Genomic DNA, 18340 nt, shown 5'->3' on the forward strand with positions numbered 1-18340 from the left:
GTACGCTTGGTCGTTCGTGCGCGCTGGTCCGGCCTGCAAGATCTGGTCACCTCGGCGCGCGACCCCAGACCGACGACGAGACAAGGTAGACCTGTGCGTACGTACAGCCCGAAGCCGGGTGAGATCGAGCGTCAGTGGCACGTCATCGACGCCTCTGATGTCGTGCTGGGCCGCCTGGCCACCCACGCCGCCACGTTGCTGCGTGGTAAGCACAAGCCGACTTTCGCGCCGCACGTCGACACGGGCGACTTCGTCGTCATCGTGAACGCGGGCAAGGTCGCGCTGACCGGCAACAAGCGCCACACCAAGGTCGCTTACCGCCACTCCGGTTACCCGGGTGGCCTGAAGCAGGTCGGCTACGACGAGCTGCTGACCAAGCGCCCCGAGCGGGCCATCGAGCTCGCGGTGAAGGGGATGCTCCCGCACAACAAGCTCGGCCGTCAGCTGATCAAGAAGCTGAAGGTCTACGCCGGTGCCGAGCACCCGCACCTCGCGCAGCAGCCGGTGCCGTTCGAGATCAAGCAGATCGCGCAGTGAGCGCGGGCGAAGGAATCAGCATGACCGACATCACCGAGACCGAGGTCGCCCCCGAGGTCACCGAGGCACCGGCGCCCGTCGCCCGCGCGCCGCGTGGTGACCGCCCGATCCAGACCGTGGGTCGGCGCAAGGAGGCCATCGTCCGGGTCCGTATCGTCCCGGGCACCGGCAAGATCACCTGCAACGGTCGTGACCTCGAGGCCTACTTCCCGAGCAAGGTGCACCAGCAGCTCATCAAGGACCCGCTGGTCACCGCCGAGAAGCCCGAGGCGTTCGACGTCATCGCCAACCTGCGTGGCGGCGGCACCACCGGCCAGGCCGGTGCGCTGCGGCTGGCCATCGCGCGTGCGCTGATCGTCAGCGAGCCGGACGACCGCCCGGCGCTGAAGAAGGCCGGCTTCCTCACCCGGGACGCCCGGGTCAAGGAGAGCAAGAAGTACGGCCTCAAGAAGGCCCGCAAGGCTCCTCAGTACTCGAAGCGCTGATCTTTCCCAGCGCGTTGTACTTCTGACGGACGGCCGGTCCGCCTCCCCACGACGGGGAGGTGGGTCGGCCGTTCCGCTTTCTCCTCACTTGTTGTGCTCAATCGGAGGTTGGCGGGTATGGGTCGGTTGTTCGGCACGGACGGCGTACGCGGGCGGGCGAACGCGGATCTCACCCCCGAGCTGGCGCTGGCGGTCGCCGTGGCCGCCGCGCACACACTGGCCGAGACAGACCGCAGCCACCCACCACTCGCCGTCGTCGGTCGGGACACCCGGGCCAGCGGCGAGATGCTGGAGGCCGCCGTGGTGGCCGGCCTGACCAGCGCCGGTGCCAACGTGGTGCGGGTCGGCGTGCTGCCCACCCCCGCGGTGGCGTTCCTCACCGCGGAAGCCAAGGCCGACCTCGGGGTGATGCTCTCCGCGTCGCACAACCCGATGCCCGACAACGGCATCAAGCTCTTCGCCGCCGGCGGGCACAAGTTGCCCGACGAGATCGAGATGCAGATCGAGGCGGCCGTCGAGACGAACGCCACCACCGCCTGGGAGCGTCCGATCGGCGCCGGCGTCGGTCGCGTGCACGACCTGCTCGACGGTGCCGACCACTACGTCCAGCACCTGGTCAGCACCGTGCCGCACCGGCTCGACGGGATCAAGGTCGTGGTCGACTGCGCCAACGGTGCCGCCGCCGAGGTCGCGCCCGTCGCCTACCGGGAGGCCGGTGCGGAGGTCGTCGCGATCTACGCGGAGCCCGACGGCCTGAACATCAACGACGACTGTGGCTCCAACCACATCGAGGCGCTACGCGCCGCCGTGGTCGAGCACGGCGCCCACCTGGGCATCGCCCACGACGGCGACGCCGACCGCTGCCTGGCGGTCACCGCCGACGGCGACGAGGTCGACGGCGACCAGGTGATGGCGATCCTGGCGCTGGCCATGCGCGAAGCCGGGACCCTCACCCAGGACACCCTCGTCGCCACCGTGATGAGCAACCTCGGTCTGCGGCTCGCGATGTCCGCGCAGGGCATCCGGCTGATCGAGACCAAGGTCGGCGACCGGTACGTGCTGGAGGAGCTGCGCGCCTCGGGCCTCGCGCTCGGCGGTGAGCAGAGCGGTCACATCGTGATGCCCGCGCACGCCACCACCGGCGACGGCGTGCTCACCGGCCTGCACCTGATGGCCCGGATGGCGGCCACCGGCCAGTCCCTCGCCGAGCTGGCCTCGGTGGTCACCAAGCTGCCCCAGGTGCTGATCAACGTGCCGGTCGGGGACCGGACCGTGGGCGCCAACGCGCCGGCCGTCCGCGCCGAGGCCGAGCGGGCCGAGGCGGAGTTGGGTGAGACCGGTCGGGTGCTGCTGCGCCCGTCGGGCACCGAGCCGCTGGTCCGGGTGATGGTCGAGGCCGCCACCGAGGCGACCGCCCGCGAGGTCGCCGAACGGATCGCCGAGCAGGTCCGCACCGCCAGCCCCGTGGCCTGACGGCCCGAGCTGTCACAGCCGTAGCCGGGCGGCCCGCTCGTACGTGTCGGCCGGGTCCTCGCCGTCGGTGAGGTCGAGGTCTTCGGTGACGCGTCCGTCGTTGAGACGGACCAGTCGGTCGCAGCGGGCGGCGATGGACTGTTCGTGTGTGGCGAGCAGGATGGTCATGCCGTGCCGGTCACGAAGGTCGAGCAGCAGGTCGAGGATCTGGCCGCCGGTGACGGAGTCGAGGTTTCCGGTGGGCTCGTCAGCCAGCAGCAGGCCCGGGGCCCCCATCAGCGCCCGGGCGATGGCGACCCGCTGCTGCTGGCCGCCGGAGAGCTGCGGGGGCAGGGCCCGCTCCCGCCCGGCCAGGCCGACCGCGTCCAGTAGCTCCCGCGCTCGTGCCGCGTGATCGGCCCGGCCCCGGCGGGGGAGGACGGGCGCGATCACGTTGTCCAGCACTGTCAACGCCGGCAGCAGGTGGTAGCGCTGGAACACGAACCCGACCCGTTGCCGGTAGCGGGCCAACGCGGCCCTGCGCAGGCTGCTGACCACCATGCCGTCGACGGTGACGGTCCCTTCGTCGGGCTGCTCGATCGCGCCGATCAGGTGCAGCAGCGTCGACTTCCCCGACCCGCTCGGCCCGGTCAGCGCCACCACCGAACCGGCCGCGATGGTCAGTGAGACGTCGTCGACGGCCGTCAACCGGTCCGCGCCGGTGCCGAATCGTCGGACCAGGTGGTCGACCGCGATCGTGCTGCCGCTCTGCTCGCTCACCATCTGCTACTCCTCTGCCAGAAGTCGGGCGGGCCGTAGACGCGGCAACAGGGCGGCGGGCACCAGCGCGGCGAGGGCGCTGACCAGCGCGCCAGCCAGTGCCGTCAGCGCGGCGACCAGGAGCAGCGCTTCGGGCAGGTCGCCGATCAGCCAGCCCGCGCCGGCCAGACCGATCGCCGCTCCGGTCGTCGCGCCGACGACGCCCAAGGCCAGCCCTTCGTAGCCGACCAGCCGCCCGAGGTCGGCGTCGGTCCAGCCGATCGCGCGAAGGGTGGCCAGCTCGGCGGCCCGGTCGCGGATGTTCAGGTAGAGCACGTCCGCGACCGCCGCGGCACCGAGCAGCACGGTGGCGGCGGCGGCCACAGTGTCCGCCCCGCGCACGCTCAACGAGACCACGTCGCCGAGCAGACTGCCGACGATCGCGCCCCGGAACGCCCACGCGGCGGCGGCGACCAGCGTCAACGCGGCCACCCCGATCGCCAGCGCACCGGCGCCGAGGAAGGTGCGCCCCGGGGTGCGGGCCAGGTTGACCAGGGCCAGGCCGAGCAGGGTGCGCGGTCGGCGTACCCAGCCGGCGGGAGCGACGATCGGACGGAGGGCGGCGGCCGGGTGGGCGCGCGCCGCCCGCAGCGCCGGCACCAGGCCCGCAGCCAGCGCGAGGAGCAGGGCGATGGGTACGGCCAGGGCCGCCCGCCGCCAGTCGACGTCCATGCCGAGCGCCGTCCCGAGCGGCACCGCGAGGGCGAGCGAGAGCAGGCCGGCGACGAGCCCGAGCAGGGCGACCTCACCGAGGAGTAGCGCCGCGATGCGGCGGGCCGGCCAGCCGAGGCAGGCGAGCACCGCCAGCTCGGAGCGGCGGTCGCGGACGGCGGCGCTGACCGCGTTGCCCAGGAACAGCACGCAGACCACCAGCACCAGCACGAAGAGCACCAGGCTCTTGTGGTCCACCGCCTGAGTGATGACCGATGCCACACCGAGGGCCGACCAGTCCTCGGTCAGCCGCAGCATCGGCCGGCCGAACGAGCCGGCGGGCAACTCCACGGTCTGTGGTGCGGCCGACGAGCCGAGGGTGACGTCGACGTCCAGCCCGGTGCGTGCTGCGATCTGTTCGGCGACCAGCCGGACCCGCTCGGCCGACTGTTCGGTGTAGCCGCCCACGTCCGCCACGCGTACCCGGATCGCGCTGATCGGCGCCTTGGCCTGCGCCCCGCCGCCCTCCAGGAGTTTCGGCACACTGCCGAGGTTGGTGAGGAGCAACGGCGGCGCCGAGAGGTAGCCGGCGGGATTGCCGCTGGGCGTCAACGGCCGGCCGCCCAATGCGGCCCGGCTGCGGTCGTCGGCACCCTGCGCCACCGGCGCCTGGTAGGTCTCCAGCGGCAGGCGGCCGAGGTCGCTGAACCCGGTCAGTCGGCTCGGGTCGAAGACACCGACGGCCCGCCAGAATCGAATGGTCGCGTTACCGCCAGTGGGTAGTGGCAGCGCGCGTACCGTTCGCGAGCCACTGTCGTCGGCGAGCCAGGGGCGGGGTAGCGGGTTGAACGCCTCCTCCTTGCCGTACACCTCCGGGTCGCCGGGTGGCTGCGACCGGGCGCGCAGGCTGCCGTCGGGTAGTCGGTCGTACTGCACTTCGCCCGACTGCACGACCGTCTGCAGTTGGCCGTGGCAGCACCCGGCCAGGGAGAGCTCTTCGGTGAGCATCGCCTGGTGCCCGGCGGTGAGGTCGTACCGGCCGGACCCGGCCGGAGTCCCGCCCGGGCGGCTCAACGTCTGCTCCAGGTCGATCGCCTCCACCCCGGCGGGGCTGAGCGCGAGCCGGGTGAATCTGGCCGTCAGCGACTCGTCGATGAAGGGTCGGTTGGTGACGAGGACCGGGACCTCCAGGTTGTCGGCCGAGCCCCGGCGGTCGACGGCCGCCGTGTCGTCGGTGCGCACGGCTCGGCCCGTGACCACCGCGTCGTCGAGGCCGACAAGTCGCTCCTCGGCCGCCGGGTCGACAGCGGCCAGGAGGAACGGCACGGTCAGGTCGTACGCCATCACCAGCCGGTCGGTGGGTGTCGAGGAGCCGTCCCGATCGGTCGCGAGGACATGGGAGTCGGCTTGGAATCGACCGTCGGGCAGCAGTTGGACGGCGTGCAGCGACCAGCCCTCGCGCTCGGAGTAGGTGCCCGGGTTACCCAGCAGCGCGTATCCCGGGTCGCAGATGGGGAGGCTGCGCCCGTCCGGCTGCACCTCGCGGGAGACCGGCCCACACGTGTCCGACCAGGGATAGGACCGCCCGTCGGAGTACGGTACGGCGTCCCTGTCGATCTCCCTCTCGATCCGGGGATGGATCAACGGCTTCGTCGTCACGTACACGTACCGGGGTTTGCCCGGTGCGCTGGAGAGACCGCGTTCGGCGTGGAAGGTCGGATCGACACGGATGACCTGGCGATCGAGCGAGCGGTCGACGGCCTCGGTGAGGTCGATCGGCGTCGGCAGCAGAGTGGTCGAATGGCCGAGCATCGCGATCGGTGCCGCCACCTCGATGCCGGGGATCTGCTTCACCTGCTCGTACTGCTGGGTCGTGATGCCGCCGAAGAGCCCGGAGAGGTAGTTGGGGCGGACCAACCCGCGCTCGGCCTCCAGCGGTGTGCGGGTGCCTGCCGGTCGGACCAGGACCTCGTAGCCGACCTGAGTGTTGCGCTCGATCGTGCCGACGACGTTCAACTGAGAAGTGGTGGTGGCACTGGTCAGGACCACGAAACCGGTGGTGGCCACCAGCACGCCGACCAACAGCGCCACCGACCGCCCCGCACGGCCGCGCAGCTGCCTCCAGATGAAGCCGAGCATGTCGCGCCTCCCCGTGTGCTGTCCCCCCACTCTGCGCGATACATTGTGACAATGCAAGACCCGTACCGGAGGTGACATGGCGATCCAGCACGCCGTCCTGGCCCTGCTCGCGGCCGGCCCCAGCCACGGCTACCAGCTCAAGGGCGCGTTCGAGGCCGCCGTCGGCCCGCAGTGGGGGCCGCTGAACATCGGCCACCTCTACCAGATCCTCGACCGGCTCTCCCGGGACGAGCTGGTCGTCGCCGAACGACAACCGCAGCCGATCAAGCCGGACCGGGTGGTCTACGAGATCACCCCGGGCGGCCGAGCGGAGTTGGCGCGGTGGCTGGCCGAACCGAGCCCGCGAAGTGGCGGATTCCGGGACGACTTCTTCCTCAAGGTCACCGCCGCCGCCCGATCCGGCTCGGCAGCCACCGTTCGTGCGGTCCTCACGAACCAGCGCGGGCACCTGCTGCGCGAGCTGCGCAATCTGGACGGCCTACGACGGGCCGCCGACGACCCGGTGGTCGGGTTGCTCCTCACCGCGGCGAGCCGGCACGTGACGGCGGACCTGTCGTTCGTGGACGACGCCGAATCGGTGCTGCTCGGCGACGAGGGCCGACTGCTCACCCGACTCGCGTCGTCCACCCCGGAACAGTCGACGACCGATTCGGAGCCGACCGGCTCCGGGCCGGTCAGCGGGTCGGGCGCAGACCGCGCAGCCGGGTGACCGCCTCGGTCAGCACCTCCGGGCGCTTGCAGAAGGCGAAGCGGACCAGTCGCCGGCCGGCGTCGGTGTCGTCGTAGAAGACCTGGGTCGGCACCGCCACCACCCCGCAACGCTCCGGCAGGGAACGGCAGAACTCCACCCCGTCCCGGCCGCCGAGAGCTGTCACGTCGGCGGTCACGAAGTACGTCCCCTCCGAACTGAGCACGTCGAACCCGGCGTCGGTGAGACCGTCGACGAGTTGGTCCCGCCGTTGCTGGAGCCCGTCCCGGAAGCCGGTGTAGTAGTCGTCCGGCAGGGACAGCGCCACGGCCACCGCCGGTTGCAGCGGCGCGGCGTTGACGTAGGTGAGGAACTGCTTCACCCGGAGCATCGCCGACACCAGCGCCGCCGGACCGCTCGCCCACCCGACCTTCCAGCCCGTGCAGGAGAACGTCTTGCCGGCCGATGAGATGCGCAGCGTCCGCTCCCGCATCCCGGGCAGGGTGGCCAGCGACACGTGCGGGCTCGCCGCGTCGGTGAACACCAGGTGCTCGTACACCTCGTCGGTGACCGCGTACGCGCCGAACTCCTGGCACAGCTCGGCGACCAGTGCCGACTCGGCCGGGGTGAAGACCTTGCCGGTCGGGTTGTGCGGGGAGTTGAGCAGCACCAACCGGGTGCGCGGACCGAACGCCGCGCGAAGCGCCGCCGGGTCGAACGCGTACCGGCCGTCGGCCTTCGGGCGCAGGGTCACCGGCCGCCGGACCGCACCGGCGAGGGCGATCGAGGCGGCGTACGAGTCGTAGTACGGCTCGAAGCAGACCACCTCGTCGCCCGGTTCGCAGAGCGCGAGAATGCTCGCCGCGACGGCCTCGGTGGCACCCGCGGTGATGACGATCTCGCCGTCCGGGTCGTACTCCAGGTTCTGGAACCGTTGCTGATGGGCCGCGACCGCCGCGCGCAGGGCGGGGATCCCCGGGCCGGGTGGGTACTGGTTCTGCCCACCGCGCAACGCCTCGGCGGCGGCGGCCAACATCTCCGGTGGGCCGTCGGTGTCGGGGAATCCCTGGCCGAGGTTGACCGCTCCGGTACGTACGGCGAGGGCGGACATCTCGGCGAAGATCGTCGTGCCGAACGGCCGCATCCGGGCCACCAGCGGGTCGACATCGGTGCTCGTCACCTGCGCCAGCCTAAGGCCACCCGCGGCTGAACCCCAGACCCGTCACGCCCGCGCCCGCCCGCCCGCGCCCGCTCGTCCGCGCCCGCTCGCCCGCCCACCCGCTTGATCGACACGAGATCGCCGATATCGGGGTATCAGCGGCGTTCCGATACCCCGACATCGGCGAACCGGCGTCGATCAAGCGGGATCGGCCACGCTCAGGCTCACTCCGGCGTGCAGGAGATGGCGTAATACCCCTGTTCCTTGATGACCACCGGCTTTCCGACGCCGGTGATCGTGACGGTGCAGTCGATCGGCGTGGCGTTGTTGATGTCGGGCCCGGTGGCCTCCACCATCACCCTGGTCTTGCCGTTGGTCCGGATGGTGGTGCGCCACGGCAACGTCGCGCCGTCGACATGCATGAGATCGCTCTCGGCGTCGTAGTACGCGATGTCGGCCTCGCCCGATCCGGTGACCTCGTAGACCACTGTCACCGGGGCCGGCCCCGACGTCGGCCGGGTGATCGGCTGCTTGCTCGGGGTCGGGGACGCGGGGCTGGGGATCCGGGGCGCGGAGCTGGGTCGCCCGGGGATGGGCGCGCTCGTGGTGGGTGCTGCCCAACCGTCGTCGGGAACGCCCCACGGCTCCTCGGCGACCGGCTCCGAGCCGGTCCCGTCGAGCAGGAAACCGGCCGCGCATAGGCAGCCACAGACGAGCACGACCAGCACCACGAAGGCCGCGACGACGATTCCGACGATCCGCCCGGCGTTCGTGGTCCGGCCAGCGCTGGCCTGCGGATAGCCGGGGTAGGCGTACGGCGGCGGGTAGCCGTACGGCTGCCATCCGGCCTGCGGCTGCCAGCCGCCCGTTGGTGGCTCCCCGCCGGGTGCGGACCAGCCGGTAGGCGGTGGCCACCCGGCGTGCGAAGGCGAACCGGCGTGGGTCGGGTCCGAGGCTGAACCGGCGTGGGTCGGGTCCGAGGCTGAACCGGCGTGGGTCGGGTCCGAGGCTGAACCGGCGTGGGTCGGGTCCGAGGCTGAACCGGCCTGGTTCGGGTCCGAGGCGTCGGGCGGTTGCGGTCCCCAGGGGGACGCCGGCGGGCCAGGCGTCCAGGAAGACCCTGGTGGTACAGGCGCCCACGGGGACGCGGGTGACCCGGGCGTCCATGGGGACGGTGATCCGGGCGTCCATGGGGGCGGTGATCCGGGCGTCCACGGGGGCGTGGGCGGTGGTGGGGTCCACTCCGTGGTGGGCGGGGACGGTGTCCAGGGAGCCGGTGGTGCCCACGGCTGGCCCGCAGCGAGCGGGTCGGGTGGCGGGATCGGAGCCGAGGACGGCGGCGCAGTCGGATCCGGCGGCTGCGGGCTGGGCGTCGAACCCGGCGGCTCCGGGCTGGGCGTCGGATCCGGCGGCTGCGGGCTGGGCGTCGGATCCGGCGGCTGCGGGCTGGGCGTCGGATCCGACGGGGAGGAGGGGGACGGATCGGGCGACGGCGCGTCGGACATGGCTGCTCCGGACGGGATCGGGTATGGGACGAACGGGCCGAGGGCAGGCGCGCCGAACCCGCCGAGAGACTGTCGTAACCGCAGGCGTGCCGCAACCCCGTGGGCTCCCGTCCCTTCCCGCGTGGGCTGTGACGCTCGTCCCGTTGCGACCCGCCAACCATCTATCGCTCAGATTCCGTGATTGATAACCCGACTTTCGAGCACCCATCGTGAGTGAAACTGGGTTAGGCTGCGGGCCATGTGTGGAATCGTGGGATACGCGGGCGCGCGCCCCGCACTGGGCATCGTGCTCGACGGACTGCGGCGGCTGGAATACCGCGGCTACGACTCGGCGGGCGTCGCGATCGTCTGCGACGACCAGCTGCTGACCGAGAAGAAGGCCGGCAAGCTGGCCAACCTCGAGAAGGTGCTCTCCGAGCGGGCCGCCGACGACCCGACCTCCTGCGCGGCCAGCCCGATCGGCATCGGTGACGGCACCACCGGCATCGGCCACACCCGGTGGGCCACCCACGGCGGCCCGACCGACCGCAACGCCCACCCGCACGTCGCACCGGACGGCCGGGTCGCGGTCATCCACAACGGCATCATCGAGAACTTCGCCAAGCTGCGTGCCGAGCTGGAGGCCGACGGGGTCCAGTTCGCCAGCGACACCGACACCGAGTGCGCCGCCCACCTGCTCTCCGCCGCGCTGGCTGACCTGCGCGCCGCCGGTCAGCCCGACGGCCCGCAACTGCTCGCCGCCGGAATGCGGGTGGTCTGCCAGCGGCTGGAGGGCGCGTTCACCCTGCTCGCGGTGGATGCCGCGGTGCCGGGCGCGGTCGTCGGCGCCCGACGTAACTCGCCGCTGGTCGTCGGGCGGGGCGATGGGGAGAACTACCTGGCCAGTGACGTGGCCGCGTTCATCGAGCACACCCGGGAAGCGGTCGAGCTGGGCCAGGACCAGATCGTCTTGATCACCGGTGACAGCATCGAGATCACCGACTTCGAGGGCCGGCCCGCCGCCGGCAAGGACTTCCACATCGACTGGGACTCCTCGGCTGCCGAGAAGGGCGGCTACGACTGGTTCATGCTCAAGGAGATCGAGGAGCAGCCGCAGGCCATCGCCGACACGCTGCTCGGTCGGCTCACCGAGACCGGTGAGATCGCCCTCGACGAGGTCCGCCTCAGCGACCAGGACCTGCGCGACGTCGACAAGATCTTCATCGTGGCCTGCGGCACGGCGTACCACGCCGGGATGGTCGCCAAGTACGCCATCGAGCACTGGACCCGGATTCCGTGCGAGGTGGAGCTGGCCAGCGAGTTCCGCTACCGCGACCCGGTGCTCGACCGGTCCACGCTGATCGTGGTGATCTCGCAGTCCGGCGAGACGATGGACACCCTGATGGCGCTGCGCCACGCCAAGGACCAGAAGGCCCGGGTGCTGGCGATCTGCAACACCAACGGCTCGACCATCCCGCGCGAGTCGGACGCGGTGCTCTACACCCACGGCGGGCCGGAGATCGCCGTCGCCTCCACCAAGGCGTTCCTCACCCAGGTCGTCGCCTGCTACCTGATCGGTCTGCACCTGGCCCAGGTGCGCGGCATCAAGTTCGCCGACGAGGTGGGCGCGGTCGTCGCCCAGTTGCAGGAGATCCCGGGCAAGCTGCGCGAGCTGCTCGACCGGATCGAACCCGTCCGTGAGCTGGCCCGGGACCTGAAGTCCGAGCCGACGGTGCTGTTCATCGGCCGGCACGTCGGCTACCCGGTGGCCCTGGAGGGTGCGCTGAAGCTCAAGGAGTTGGCGTACATGCACGCCGAGGGCTTCGCGGCCGGCGAGCTGAAGCACGGCCCGATCGCCTTGATCGACAAGGGCACCCCGGTGATCTGCGTGGTGCCGTCGCCGGTCGGCCGGGGCATGCTGCACGACAAGGTCGTCTCCAACATCCAGGAGGTCCGGGCCCGTGGTGCGCGGACCATCGTGATCGCCGAGGAGGGCGACGAGGCCGTCGTCCGGTACGCCGACCACCTGATCTACGTGCCGCGTACGCCGACCCTGCTGGCCCCGCTCGTCACCACGGTGCCGTTGCAGGTGTTCGCCGCCGAGATCGCCGACGCCCGTGGGCACGACGTGGACCAGCCCCGCAACCTGGCCAAGTCGGTCACCGTCGAGTAGTAGCTCAACGGCCCAACACGACCCGGGCCATCCCGTCCAGCGCGGGGTTGCCCGGGTCCCAGTAACCGGTGTGGCCGCCCCGCCCGCCGTCGAAGACCCGGCCGCCGAACCCCGGGGCCGACGGGTCGTGACCGAACCACAGCTCATGCCCGGTCCGGTCGGGCCAGCCGAGCAGGGCGGCCAGCGGCGCCGCGCCCAGCAGGGCGCGGCGACCGAGCTCGTCCGCCGAACGGGCCGCGCGGATCACGTCGCCGGAGGCGCTGCTCGCCCAGACCTCCCCGGGCGGCACGCCCAACTCGGCCGCGTGCGACGCGCCGACCCCGGGCGAGCCGACGAAGACCAGCGCGTCGGCGGCCAGCCCGTGCTCCCGGGCCGTCACACCCACCACCAGCGACCCGTAACTGTGCCCGAGGACGGTCTGCCGGGCCGGTGACCCCTCATGGGTGGCCCGCAACCCCTCCTGGAAGCGGTGCAGCGCCGGGCCGGCGTCGCGTGCCTGGCCCGCCGAGACGGCCTCGGTCAGGGAATCCGGAGCGTCGTAGTCCAACCAGAGCACCGCCGCGCTGCGCTCACCCGGAGCCAGCGCGGCGCACCGGTCCAGCACCCGCGCCGCCCTGCCCAGCTCGCCGGGGGCGTCGTCCAGGCCGGCGGTCATCCCCGGCACATAGGTCAGCACCCGGTCGGCCCGGTCCGGGTCGCCGAGCGCCACCACCACCCGGCCCTCACCGGCCGGATCCAACCCGAGCAGGTACGCCCGGGGCCCCCCGCCGGCCGCCAGCCGACCGGCCAGCGCGTCCAGGCCGGCCAACCGCCCGGCCACCCCGCGCAGCCCGACCGACGCGAGTGGCCCGGGCGGCACCCGGCCCAGCAGACCCCTGCGCTCGGCCAGCAGCTCCTCCCGCCACACCGCGAGCCGCAGCCGGTTGGCCTGGTCGCGGGCGGCCACCGGCACGCCGTCCCACCGGCCCACCAGTGCCGGCTCGTGCCCGACCAGCCAGCGTCGCTGCGCCGGGGTCAGACCCGACCACCAGGCGTGGACCAGCGTCGGCGCGGCGTCGAGGGCCGGTCGGCCCGGCGGTGGCGGGGACGCCCACCCGCTGGCGGCGGCCCGGGTCAGCTCGTCCAATCGGTCGGCGGCGAACCGGTCGGCGGCTCCCGCCTCGTCGAGTGCGTCCCGTAGGGCGGCCGTCACCCGGGCGGCAGCCACGCCATCCCGTTCGGTGGACCGATGCCGGGCCGGATCGACGTGCACCCGGCCCGTGCGGTCCACCACCAGGCCGGACGCCTCCGCCCGAGCGACAGCGTCGGCGAGCCGCGCCTTCGCCGACGTCAGCCGACCGGCAAAATCGGCCAGCACCTGATCGGCCTCGATCAGGGCGGGCAGGACCGACGTCAGCTCGTCCCGCAGGCCGACGAGCCGGACGTCCGCCGCCGTGGCCGCCACACCCGACCAGCCGCCCCGCAACCGCCCGCCCGCCGCCCGCAGCTCACCGGCGCGACGCTCGACCGGCTCGGTCAACCCGAGCCAGGCCACCCCCGCGGCCCGCCACCCGCTCGGATCCGCCGCCCACAGTTGCCGGTAGCCGACGCTGCTCACCGGGGCAGCACGGCGAACCGGTCGGCGGCCCGGTCGTCCACCGTCTCGTACGCCTCGGCTGCCGCCCGGACCCCCTGCGAGGTCACCTCGACCCGGGTGCCCAGCCGACAGAGCCACGCGTGCGTGACCGCCTCCAGCCCCGCCAGAGCCGCGCCGGCCCGCCACTCGGGCGCCGCCACCAGCAACCCTGGCGCTCCCGCAAGGCCCAGCGCCAGCCGGTGCGCCTCGCCGTCGAGCGTGACGGCGACCGCCCGCAGCTCCTCCGGCCGGACGGCGAAGGACTCCTCGGCCATGACTCCACCCCCGTGGACGATCGGCATCGACGTGCTGACGCTAGGCGCGGACCGGTGGTCGCCGGGTGCCCTGTGGACAGCCGCCGTGGGTCGTACCCCGGCCTGTCCACAGGCCTTGCCCAGCGCGAGCCCGACGGCTAATCTGCGGCCCCGACCGCCGGTAGGGTGATGTGGTGATCGTCGCCGTCGGCATCGACGTGGTCCTGGTCGACCGGTTCGCCCGGGCGCTGACCCGGACGCCGTCGCTCGCCGACCGGCTCTTCACCACGGCCGAGCGGCACACCCGCGCCGGTGCCCCACGCTCGCCGGAGTCGCTCGCCGCCCGCTTCGCCGCCAAGGAGGCCGTGGCCAAGGCGCTCGGCGCCCCGGCCGGGCTGAACTGGCACGACTGCGAGATCGTGCCCGACCCGGACGGCCGCCCCCGGCTCGCCGTCTCCGGCACGGTCGCGGCGGCGGCGCAGGCGCGTGGAGTCAACCACTGGCATCTCTCGTTGTCGCACGACGGGGGGATCGCGTCGGCCATGGTGGTCGCGGAACGGTGACGTCGACTGGGCGGGCCGATCCGGCCCACCCGCGAACGGGATGGGACACGGTGGCATGAGATCGGTGTGGCGGGTGGCCGACGTACGGGCGGCCGAGGCGGGGCTGATGGGCACACTGCCGGACGGGACGCTGATGCAGCGGGCCGCCGCCGGGCTGGCCCGCCGGGCCGCTCTCCTGCTCGACGAGCGCGGCGGGGTCTACGGCAGCCGGGTCCTGCTGCTGGTCGGCTCCGGCGACAACGGCGGCGACGCCCTGTACGCGGGGGAGCGCCTGGCCCGCCGGGGTGTCCAGGTGTCCGCCCTGCTGCTCACCCCCGGGCGCGCGCACGCCGCCGGGCTGGCCGCGCTGCGCGCGGCCGGTGGTCGGCTGGTGCCGCAGCCGACCGGCCCGGTCGATCTGGTCCTCGACGGGATCGTCGGCATCGGTGGCACCGGTGGGCTGCGGGCGAACGCGGACGAGGTGGTCCAACGTCTCGGCGAGTTGCGCGGGCGCGACGGTGCGCGGGCCACCGTCGTCGCGGTGGACGTGCCGAGCGGGGTCGCGGTGGACACCGGCCACGTGCCGCTGTCCGCGTCCGGCCGACCGAGCGCCGTCCGCGCCGACGTGACAGTGGCGTTCGGCGCGCTGAAGCCCGCACTCGTGGTCGGGCCGGCCGCCGCCCTGGCCGGGCAGGTGGAGTTGGTCGACATCGGGCTGCGGCCGTGGCTGCGGGGCACCCCCGCGCTACGGGTCACCGAGTGGTCCGATCTGGTCGAGTGGTGGCCGGAGCTGGGACCGGCGTCGGAGAAGTACACCCGGGGCGTGGTGGGCGTGGCGACCGGCTCGGAGACCTATCCGGGCGCGGCGGTGCTCTCCGTCGGCGGGGCTCTGGCCGGGCCGACCGGCCTGGTCCGCTACGCCGGTAGCGCCCGCGCCGAGGTGCTGCACCAGCACCCGTCGGTGATCGCCAGCGGGCGGGTCGCCGACGCGGGCCGGGTGCAGGCCTGGGTGTGCGGCTCCGGCCTGGGCACCGGCGCGGACGCGGCAGCCGAGTTGCGTGCCGTGCTGGCCGCCCCGGTGCCGGTGGTGCTCGACGCCGACGCGCTGACCCTGCTGGTGGACGGCTCGCTCGCCGACCGGCTACGCGGGCGCGACGCGCCGATCGTGGTCACCCCGCACGACCGGGAGTTCACCCGACTCTGCGGGGAGGAGCCCGGCGCCGACCGGGTCGGTTCGGCGCTGCGGTTGGCCGCCTGGATGAACGCCGTGGTGCTGCTCAAGGGGGACCGCACGGTGATCGGCACCCCGGACGGCCGGGCGTACGTCAACCCGACCGGCACCCCGGCGCTGGCCACCGGCGGCACCGGTGACGTGTTGGCCGGGCTGCTCGGCTCGCTGCTGGCCGCCGGGGTGCCCGCCGACCGGGCTGCGGCCTCGGCCGCGTACCTGCACGGGCTCGCCGGTCGGGAGGCGGCCCGGGGCGGGCCGGTGACCGCGCCCGACGTGGTCACCGGGCTTCGCCCTGTTGTCGCCCGGCTGGGCTGATCGTGTCGTCCCGTCCGGATCGGCACCCGATGACGTGCGTCGCCGCCCCCGGTGATCACGGCGGAAAGTAGGCTGGGCGCATGTGGCAGGCCGAGGTACGCGTCGATCTTGACGCCATCCGCGAGAACGTGAGCCGACTCCGCTCCGGCACCACCGCCGAGCTGATGGCGGTGGTGAAGGCCGACGGGTATGGCCACGGCCTGCTCCCGGCCGCCCGCGCGGCACTCGACGGCGGCGCGGACTGGCTCGGCGTCTGCACCCTCGACGAGGCGCTCACGCTGCGCGGGGGCGGGGTGACCGCGCCGGTGCTGGCCTGGTTGCTCGCGCCGGGGCTGCCGCTGCACGAGGGGATCAGCTCCGGGGTCGACCTGGGCGCGGCGAGCCTGTCGCAACTGGACGAGATGATCAAGGCGAGTCAGCTCGCCGGGCGTCCCGCCCGCCTGCACCTGAAGATCGACACCGGCCTGTCCCGGGGTGGCGCGACCGTCGCCGACTGGCCGGCGCTGCTGAACGCCGCCGCGAAGGCACAGGCCGACGGCCTGGTCGAGGTGGTCGGTGTGTGGAGCCACTTCGTGTACGCGGACTCGCCCGGCCACCCCACCACCGACCGTCAGCTGGCCGTCTTCCACGAGGGGCTGGACATGGTCGAGCGGGCCGGCCTGCGCCCGCGCTGGCGGCACCTCGCCAACTCGGCGGCCACCCTGACCCGCCCGGACACCCACTTCGACCTGGTCCGCCCCGGCATCGCCATCTACGGTCTCTCCCCGATCGCCGGTGAGACGTACGGGTTGCGGCCGGCGATGACCGCGCGTGCTCGGGTGATGCTCACCAAGCGGGTGCCCGCCGGCACCGGTGTCTCCTACGGGCACACCTACACCACCGAGGCCGACGCGAACCTGGCCGTCGTCCCGCTCGGCTACGCCGACGGGGTTCCCCGGCACGCGTCCAACACGGGGCCGGTGCAGCTCGCCGGAGCGCGGAGGACCATCTCGGGGCGGGTCTGCATGGACCAGTTCGTGATCGACTGCGGCGACGACCCGGTGGTCGACGGCGACGTGGCGACCCTGTTCGGCGACGGCACCGACGGCGCCCCGACCGCCGACGACTGGGCCGAGGCCGTGGGCACGATCAACTACGAGATCGTCACCCGCTTCGGCGGCACCCGGGTGCCCCGGGTCTACGACGGCCAACGGCCATGAGCTACCGCATCCCGCGTCCGCGTACCGCGGCGGGTCGGGTCGCGGGCATCGTCGGCGCCGCGGTGGGCGTGGCCGCGGCGGGCCTCGCGGCCGGCGTCGCGACCGAACGCACCCTGGTCCGCCGCTTCAAGGCCGACCCGACCGACCGCTACGCGCACGAGACGTTCGGCGAGCAGCGGTACGACGAGGCGTTCCGGCTGGAACTGCCGGACGGCACGGACATCCACGTCGAGGTGGTCGAGCCGACCCGGCCGGTGCCGGGGCACCCGACGGTGGTGTTGGTGCACGGCTTCTGCCTGGACATGGGGACGTTCCACTTCCAGCGTCAGATGCTCGCCGAGCGCGGTGACTACCGGATCGTGGCGTACGACCAGCCCGGTCACGGCCGGTCCGGCCGGTTGGAGACCGGGGAGTACGACCTCGCGGTGCTCGGCCGGACGCTGCGCCGGGTGATCGACCGGACCGCGCCGGAGGGGCCGCTGGTGCTGGTCGGGCACTCGATGGGCGGAATGACCATCATGGCGTTCGCCGAGTTGTTCCCGGAGCTGTTCGGGGACCGGGTGGTGGGCACCGTCCTGATGGCCACCTCGGGTGGCCTCGTCGCGGAGACCAAGCTGGTCGCACCCGCGCTGCTCGGCCGGGTCGGCGGCCCGGTGCTGTACATGGTCAGCAACGCCACGCGGTACGGCGGCCCGGTGATCGACAAGGCCCGCAAGTCGACGTCGAACGTTGCCTGGCTGCTGACCCGCAAGTACGGTTTCGGCACCCGCAAGCCCAGCCCGTCGCTGGTGTCCTACGTGGAGACGATGAACTCCCGGACGTCGGCCGACACGGTCACCCGGTACCTGCGGACCCTGGCCACCCACTCACGCTTCCCGGCGCTGGCGGCGCTGGCGGCGACCCCGGTCCTGGTGGTGGTCGGCGACAAGGACATGATCACACCGGTGACCCACTCTGAGGAGATCGTCCGGCGGCTGCCGCACGCCGAGTTCGTGAAGATCAAAGACAGCGGTCACGTGGTGATGTTGGAGCACGCCGACGAGGTCAACGCCGCGCTCGCGCGGTTCCTCGAGTCGATCGCAGAGCCGGAGGAACGGTGAGTCACGTCGTCAAGCTGCCGACCGTCGAGGACACCCGGGAGTTCGGCCGACGCCTGGCCGGGCTGCTGCGCGCCGGCGACCTGGTGCTGTTGACCGGCCCGCTGGGCGCCGGCAAGACAGCGCTCACCCAGGGCATCGGCGCCGGGCTCGGTGTCCTCGGGGACGTCACCTCGCCGACCTTCGTCATCGCCCGGGTGCACCGCCCCGACCCGTCCCGAGGTGGCCGGGTCGCGCTGGTGCACGCCGACGCGTACCGGCTGGGGGACGCCACCGACCCGCGCGCCGAGATCGACGATCTGGACCTCGACGCGTCGGTCGACGACTCGGTGACCGTGGTGGAGTGGGGCGAGGGCCTGGTGGAGCAGTTGGTCGACGCGCATCTGCGGGTCCGGATCGACCGCCGCGACGACGACACCCGCGTCGTCGAACTGGACCCGGTCGGTGGCGACTGGGCTCGGCGGCTCAGCGACCTGGGCTAGATCGTCGCTGTCGTACCC

The 18340-nt window shown here is 73.0% G+C and carries 16 protein-coding genes; 10 read left to right on the top strand and 6 right to left on the bottom strand.

The features are described 5' to 3' along the window. Nucleotides 1–93: 93 nt before the first annotated feature. From rplM to glmM, 3 genes are all read left to right on the top strand, one after another. The gene (rplM, locus tag O7617_RS16330) at nt 94–537 is read left to right on the top strand and encodes a 50S ribosomal protein L13 (protein ID WP_088987625.1); all 444 of its coding nucleotides are present in this window, start codon (nt 94–96) and stop codon (nt 535–537) included. Nucleotides 538–557: 20 nt separating this feature from the next. After that, nucleotides 558–1022: a 30S ribosomal protein S9 gene (gene rpsI, locus O7617_RS16335; RefSeq protein ID WP_088987626.1), complete on the top strand. Its 465-nt coding sequence runs from the start codon at nt 558–560 to the stop codon at nt 1020–1022. Between the two features lie 117 nt (nt 1023–1139). Beyond that, a complete protein-coding gene (glmM, locus tag O7617_RS16340; protein WP_282264504.1) occupies nt 1140–2495 on the top strand; it encodes a phosphoglucosamine mutase in 1356 nt (451 codons plus the stop codon). A 12-nt stretch (nt 2496–2507) separates the two neighbouring features. On the opposite strand, the gene O7617_RS16345 is transcribed toward glmM, so the two are convergent. Together O7617_RS16345 and O7617_RS16350 are read right to left on the bottom strand one after the other, a co-directional pair. Further along, nucleotides 2508–3257, bottom strand: coding sequence for an ABC transporter ATP-binding protein (locus tag O7617_RS16345; protein ID WP_282264505.1), 750 nt, complete (start codon nt 3255–3257; stop codon nt 2508–2510). Nucleotides 3258–3260: 3 nt separating this feature from the next. Beyond that, nucleotides 3261–6083, bottom strand: a complete 2823-nt coding sequence (locus tag O7617_RS16350) for an FtsX-like permease family protein (protein WP_282264506.1) — start codon at nt 6081–6083, stop codon at nt 3261–3263. A gap of 76 nt (nt 6084–6159) precedes the next feature. On the opposite strand from O7617_RS16350, the gene O7617_RS16355 reads away from it, so the two are divergent. Beyond that, a complete protein-coding gene (locus tag O7617_RS16355; RefSeq protein ID WP_282264507.1) occupies nt 6160–6792 on the top strand; it encodes a PadR family transcriptional regulator in 633 nt (210 codons plus the stop codon). On the opposite strand, the gene O7617_RS16360 is transcribed toward O7617_RS16355, so the two are convergent. Both O7617_RS16360 and O7617_RS16365 read right to left on the bottom strand, forming a co-directional pair. Further along, complete coding sequence (locus O7617_RS16360) at nt 6758–7951, bottom strand: pyridoxal phosphate-dependent aminotransferase (protein WP_282264508.1); 1194 nt, start codon at nt 7949–7951, stop codon at nt 6758–6760. The two genes, O7617_RS16355 and O7617_RS16360, sit on opposite strands and share 35 nt — an antisense overlap. Before the next feature lie 203 nt (nt 7952–8154). Further along, on the bottom strand, nt 8155–8661 hold the full coding sequence (locus O7617_RS16365; RefSeq protein ID WP_282264509.1) for an MmpS family transport accessory protein: 507 nt from the start codon (nt 8659–8661) through the stop codon (nt 8155–8157). 1012 nt (nt 8662–9673) lie between these two features. Between O7617_RS16365 and glmS the strand changes: the two genes are divergently transcribed. Continuing rightward, a complete protein-coding gene (glmS, locus tag O7617_RS16370; RefSeq protein WP_282264510.1) occupies nt 9674–11587 on the top strand; it encodes a glutamine--fructose-6-phosphate transaminase (isomerizing) in 1914 nt (637 codons plus the stop codon). Between the two features lie 4 nt (nt 11588–11591). On the opposite strand, the gene O7617_RS16375 is transcribed toward glmS, so the two are convergent. Together O7617_RS16375 and O7617_RS16380 are read right to left on the bottom strand one after the other, a co-directional pair. Then, nucleotides 11592–13184: an alpha/beta hydrolase gene (locus O7617_RS16375; protein WP_282264511.1), complete on the bottom strand. Its 1593-nt coding sequence runs from the start codon at nt 13182–13184 to the stop codon at nt 11592–11594. Continuing rightward, the gene (locus O7617_RS16380) at nt 13181–13477 is read right to left on the bottom strand and encodes a hypothetical protein (RefSeq protein WP_282264512.1); all 297 of its coding nucleotides are present in this window, start codon (nt 13475–13477) and stop codon (nt 13181–13183) included. Before O7617_RS16380 ends, O7617_RS16375 begins: the two co-directional genes overlap by 4 nt. A gap of 173 nt (nt 13478–13650) precedes the next feature. Here O7617_RS16380 and O7617_RS16385 point away from each other — a divergent pair, with 173 nt between their 5' ends. The 5 genes from O7617_RS16385 (at nt 13651) to tsaE (ending at nt 18322) form a co-directional block, all read left to right on the top strand. Further along, nucleotides 13651–14019 carry a holo-ACP synthase gene (locus tag O7617_RS16385; RefSeq protein ID WP_282264513.1) on the top strand — a complete coding sequence of 123 codons (369 nt, stop codon included), beginning with the start codon at nt 13651–13653 and terminating at the stop codon, nt 14017–14019. 55 nt (nt 14020–14074) lie between these two features. After that, on the top strand, nt 14075–15544 hold the full coding sequence (locus O7617_RS16390) for an NAD(P)H-hydrate dehydratase (protein ID WP_282264514.1): 1470 nt from the start codon (nt 14075–14077) through the stop codon (nt 15542–15544). A gap of 80 nt (nt 15545–15624) precedes the next feature. Then, a complete protein-coding gene (gene alr / locus O7617_RS16395) occupies nt 15625–16743 on the top strand; it encodes an alanine racemase (RefSeq protein ID WP_282264515.1) in 1119 nt (372 codons plus the stop codon). Then, nucleotides 16740–17843: an alpha/beta hydrolase gene (locus O7617_RS16400; RefSeq protein ID WP_282264516.1), complete on the top strand. Its 1104-nt coding sequence runs from the start codon at nt 16740–16742 to the stop codon at nt 17841–17843. Before alr ends, O7617_RS16400 begins: the two co-directional genes overlap by 4 nt. Next, complete coding sequence (gene tsaE, locus O7617_RS16405; RefSeq protein WP_282264517.1) at nt 17840–18322, top strand: tRNA (adenosine(37)-N6)-threonylcarbamoyltransferase complex ATPase subunit type 1 TsaE; 483 nt, start codon at nt 17840–17842, stop codon at nt 18320–18322. The genes O7617_RS16400 and tsaE overlap by 4 nt, the downstream gene beginning before the upstream one ends. Nucleotides 18323–18340 lie beyond the last annotated feature (18 nt).

The sequence above is a fragment of the Micromonospora sp. WMMD1155 genome (genome assembly GCF_029581275.1).
GTDB lineage: Bacteria > Actinomycetota > Actinomycetes > Mycobacteriales > Micromonosporaceae > Micromonospora.

Excerpts from the sequence above, each read along its gene's own strand:
- rpsI (WP_088987626.1), top strand. The coding sequence starts at position 558 with ATGACCGACATCACCGAGACCGAGGTCGCCCCCGAGGTCACCGAGGCA.
- glmM (WP_282264504.1), top strand. The coding sequence starts at position 1,140 with ATGGGTCGGTTGTTCGGCACGGACGGCGTACGCGGGCGGGCGAACGCG.
- O7617_RS16345 (WP_282264505.1), bottom strand. The coding sequence starts at position 3,257 with ATGGTGAGCGAGCAGAGCGGCAGCACGATCGCGGTCGACCACCTGGTC.
- O7617_RS16350 (WP_282264506.1), bottom strand. The coding sequence starts at position 6,083 with ATGCTCGGCTTCATCTGGAGGCAGCTGCGCGGCCGTGCGGGGCGGTCG.
- O7617_RS16355 (WP_282264507.1), top strand. The coding sequence starts at position 6,160 with ATGGCGATCCAGCACGCCGTCCTGGCCCTGCTCGCGGCCGGCCCCAGC.
- glmS (WP_282264510.1), top strand. The coding sequence starts at position 9,674 with ATGTGTGGAATCGTGGGATACGCGGGCGCGCGCCCCGCACTGGGCATC.
- O7617_RS16380 (WP_282264512.1), bottom strand. The coding sequence starts at position 13,477 with ATGGCCGAGGAGTCCTTCGCCGTCCGGCCGGAGGAGCTGCGGGCGGTC.
- O7617_RS16390 (WP_282264514.1), top strand. The coding sequence starts at position 14,075 with ATGAGATCGGTGTGGCGGGTGGCCGACGTACGGGCGGCCGAGGCGGGG.
- alr (WP_282264515.1), top strand. The coding sequence starts at position 15,625 with ATGTGGCAGGCCGAGGTACGCGTCGATCTTGACGCCATCCGCGAGAAC.
- O7617_RS16400 (WP_282264516.1), top strand. The coding sequence starts at position 16,740 with ATGAGCTACCGCATCCCGCGTCCGCGTACCGCGGCGGGTCGGGTCGCG.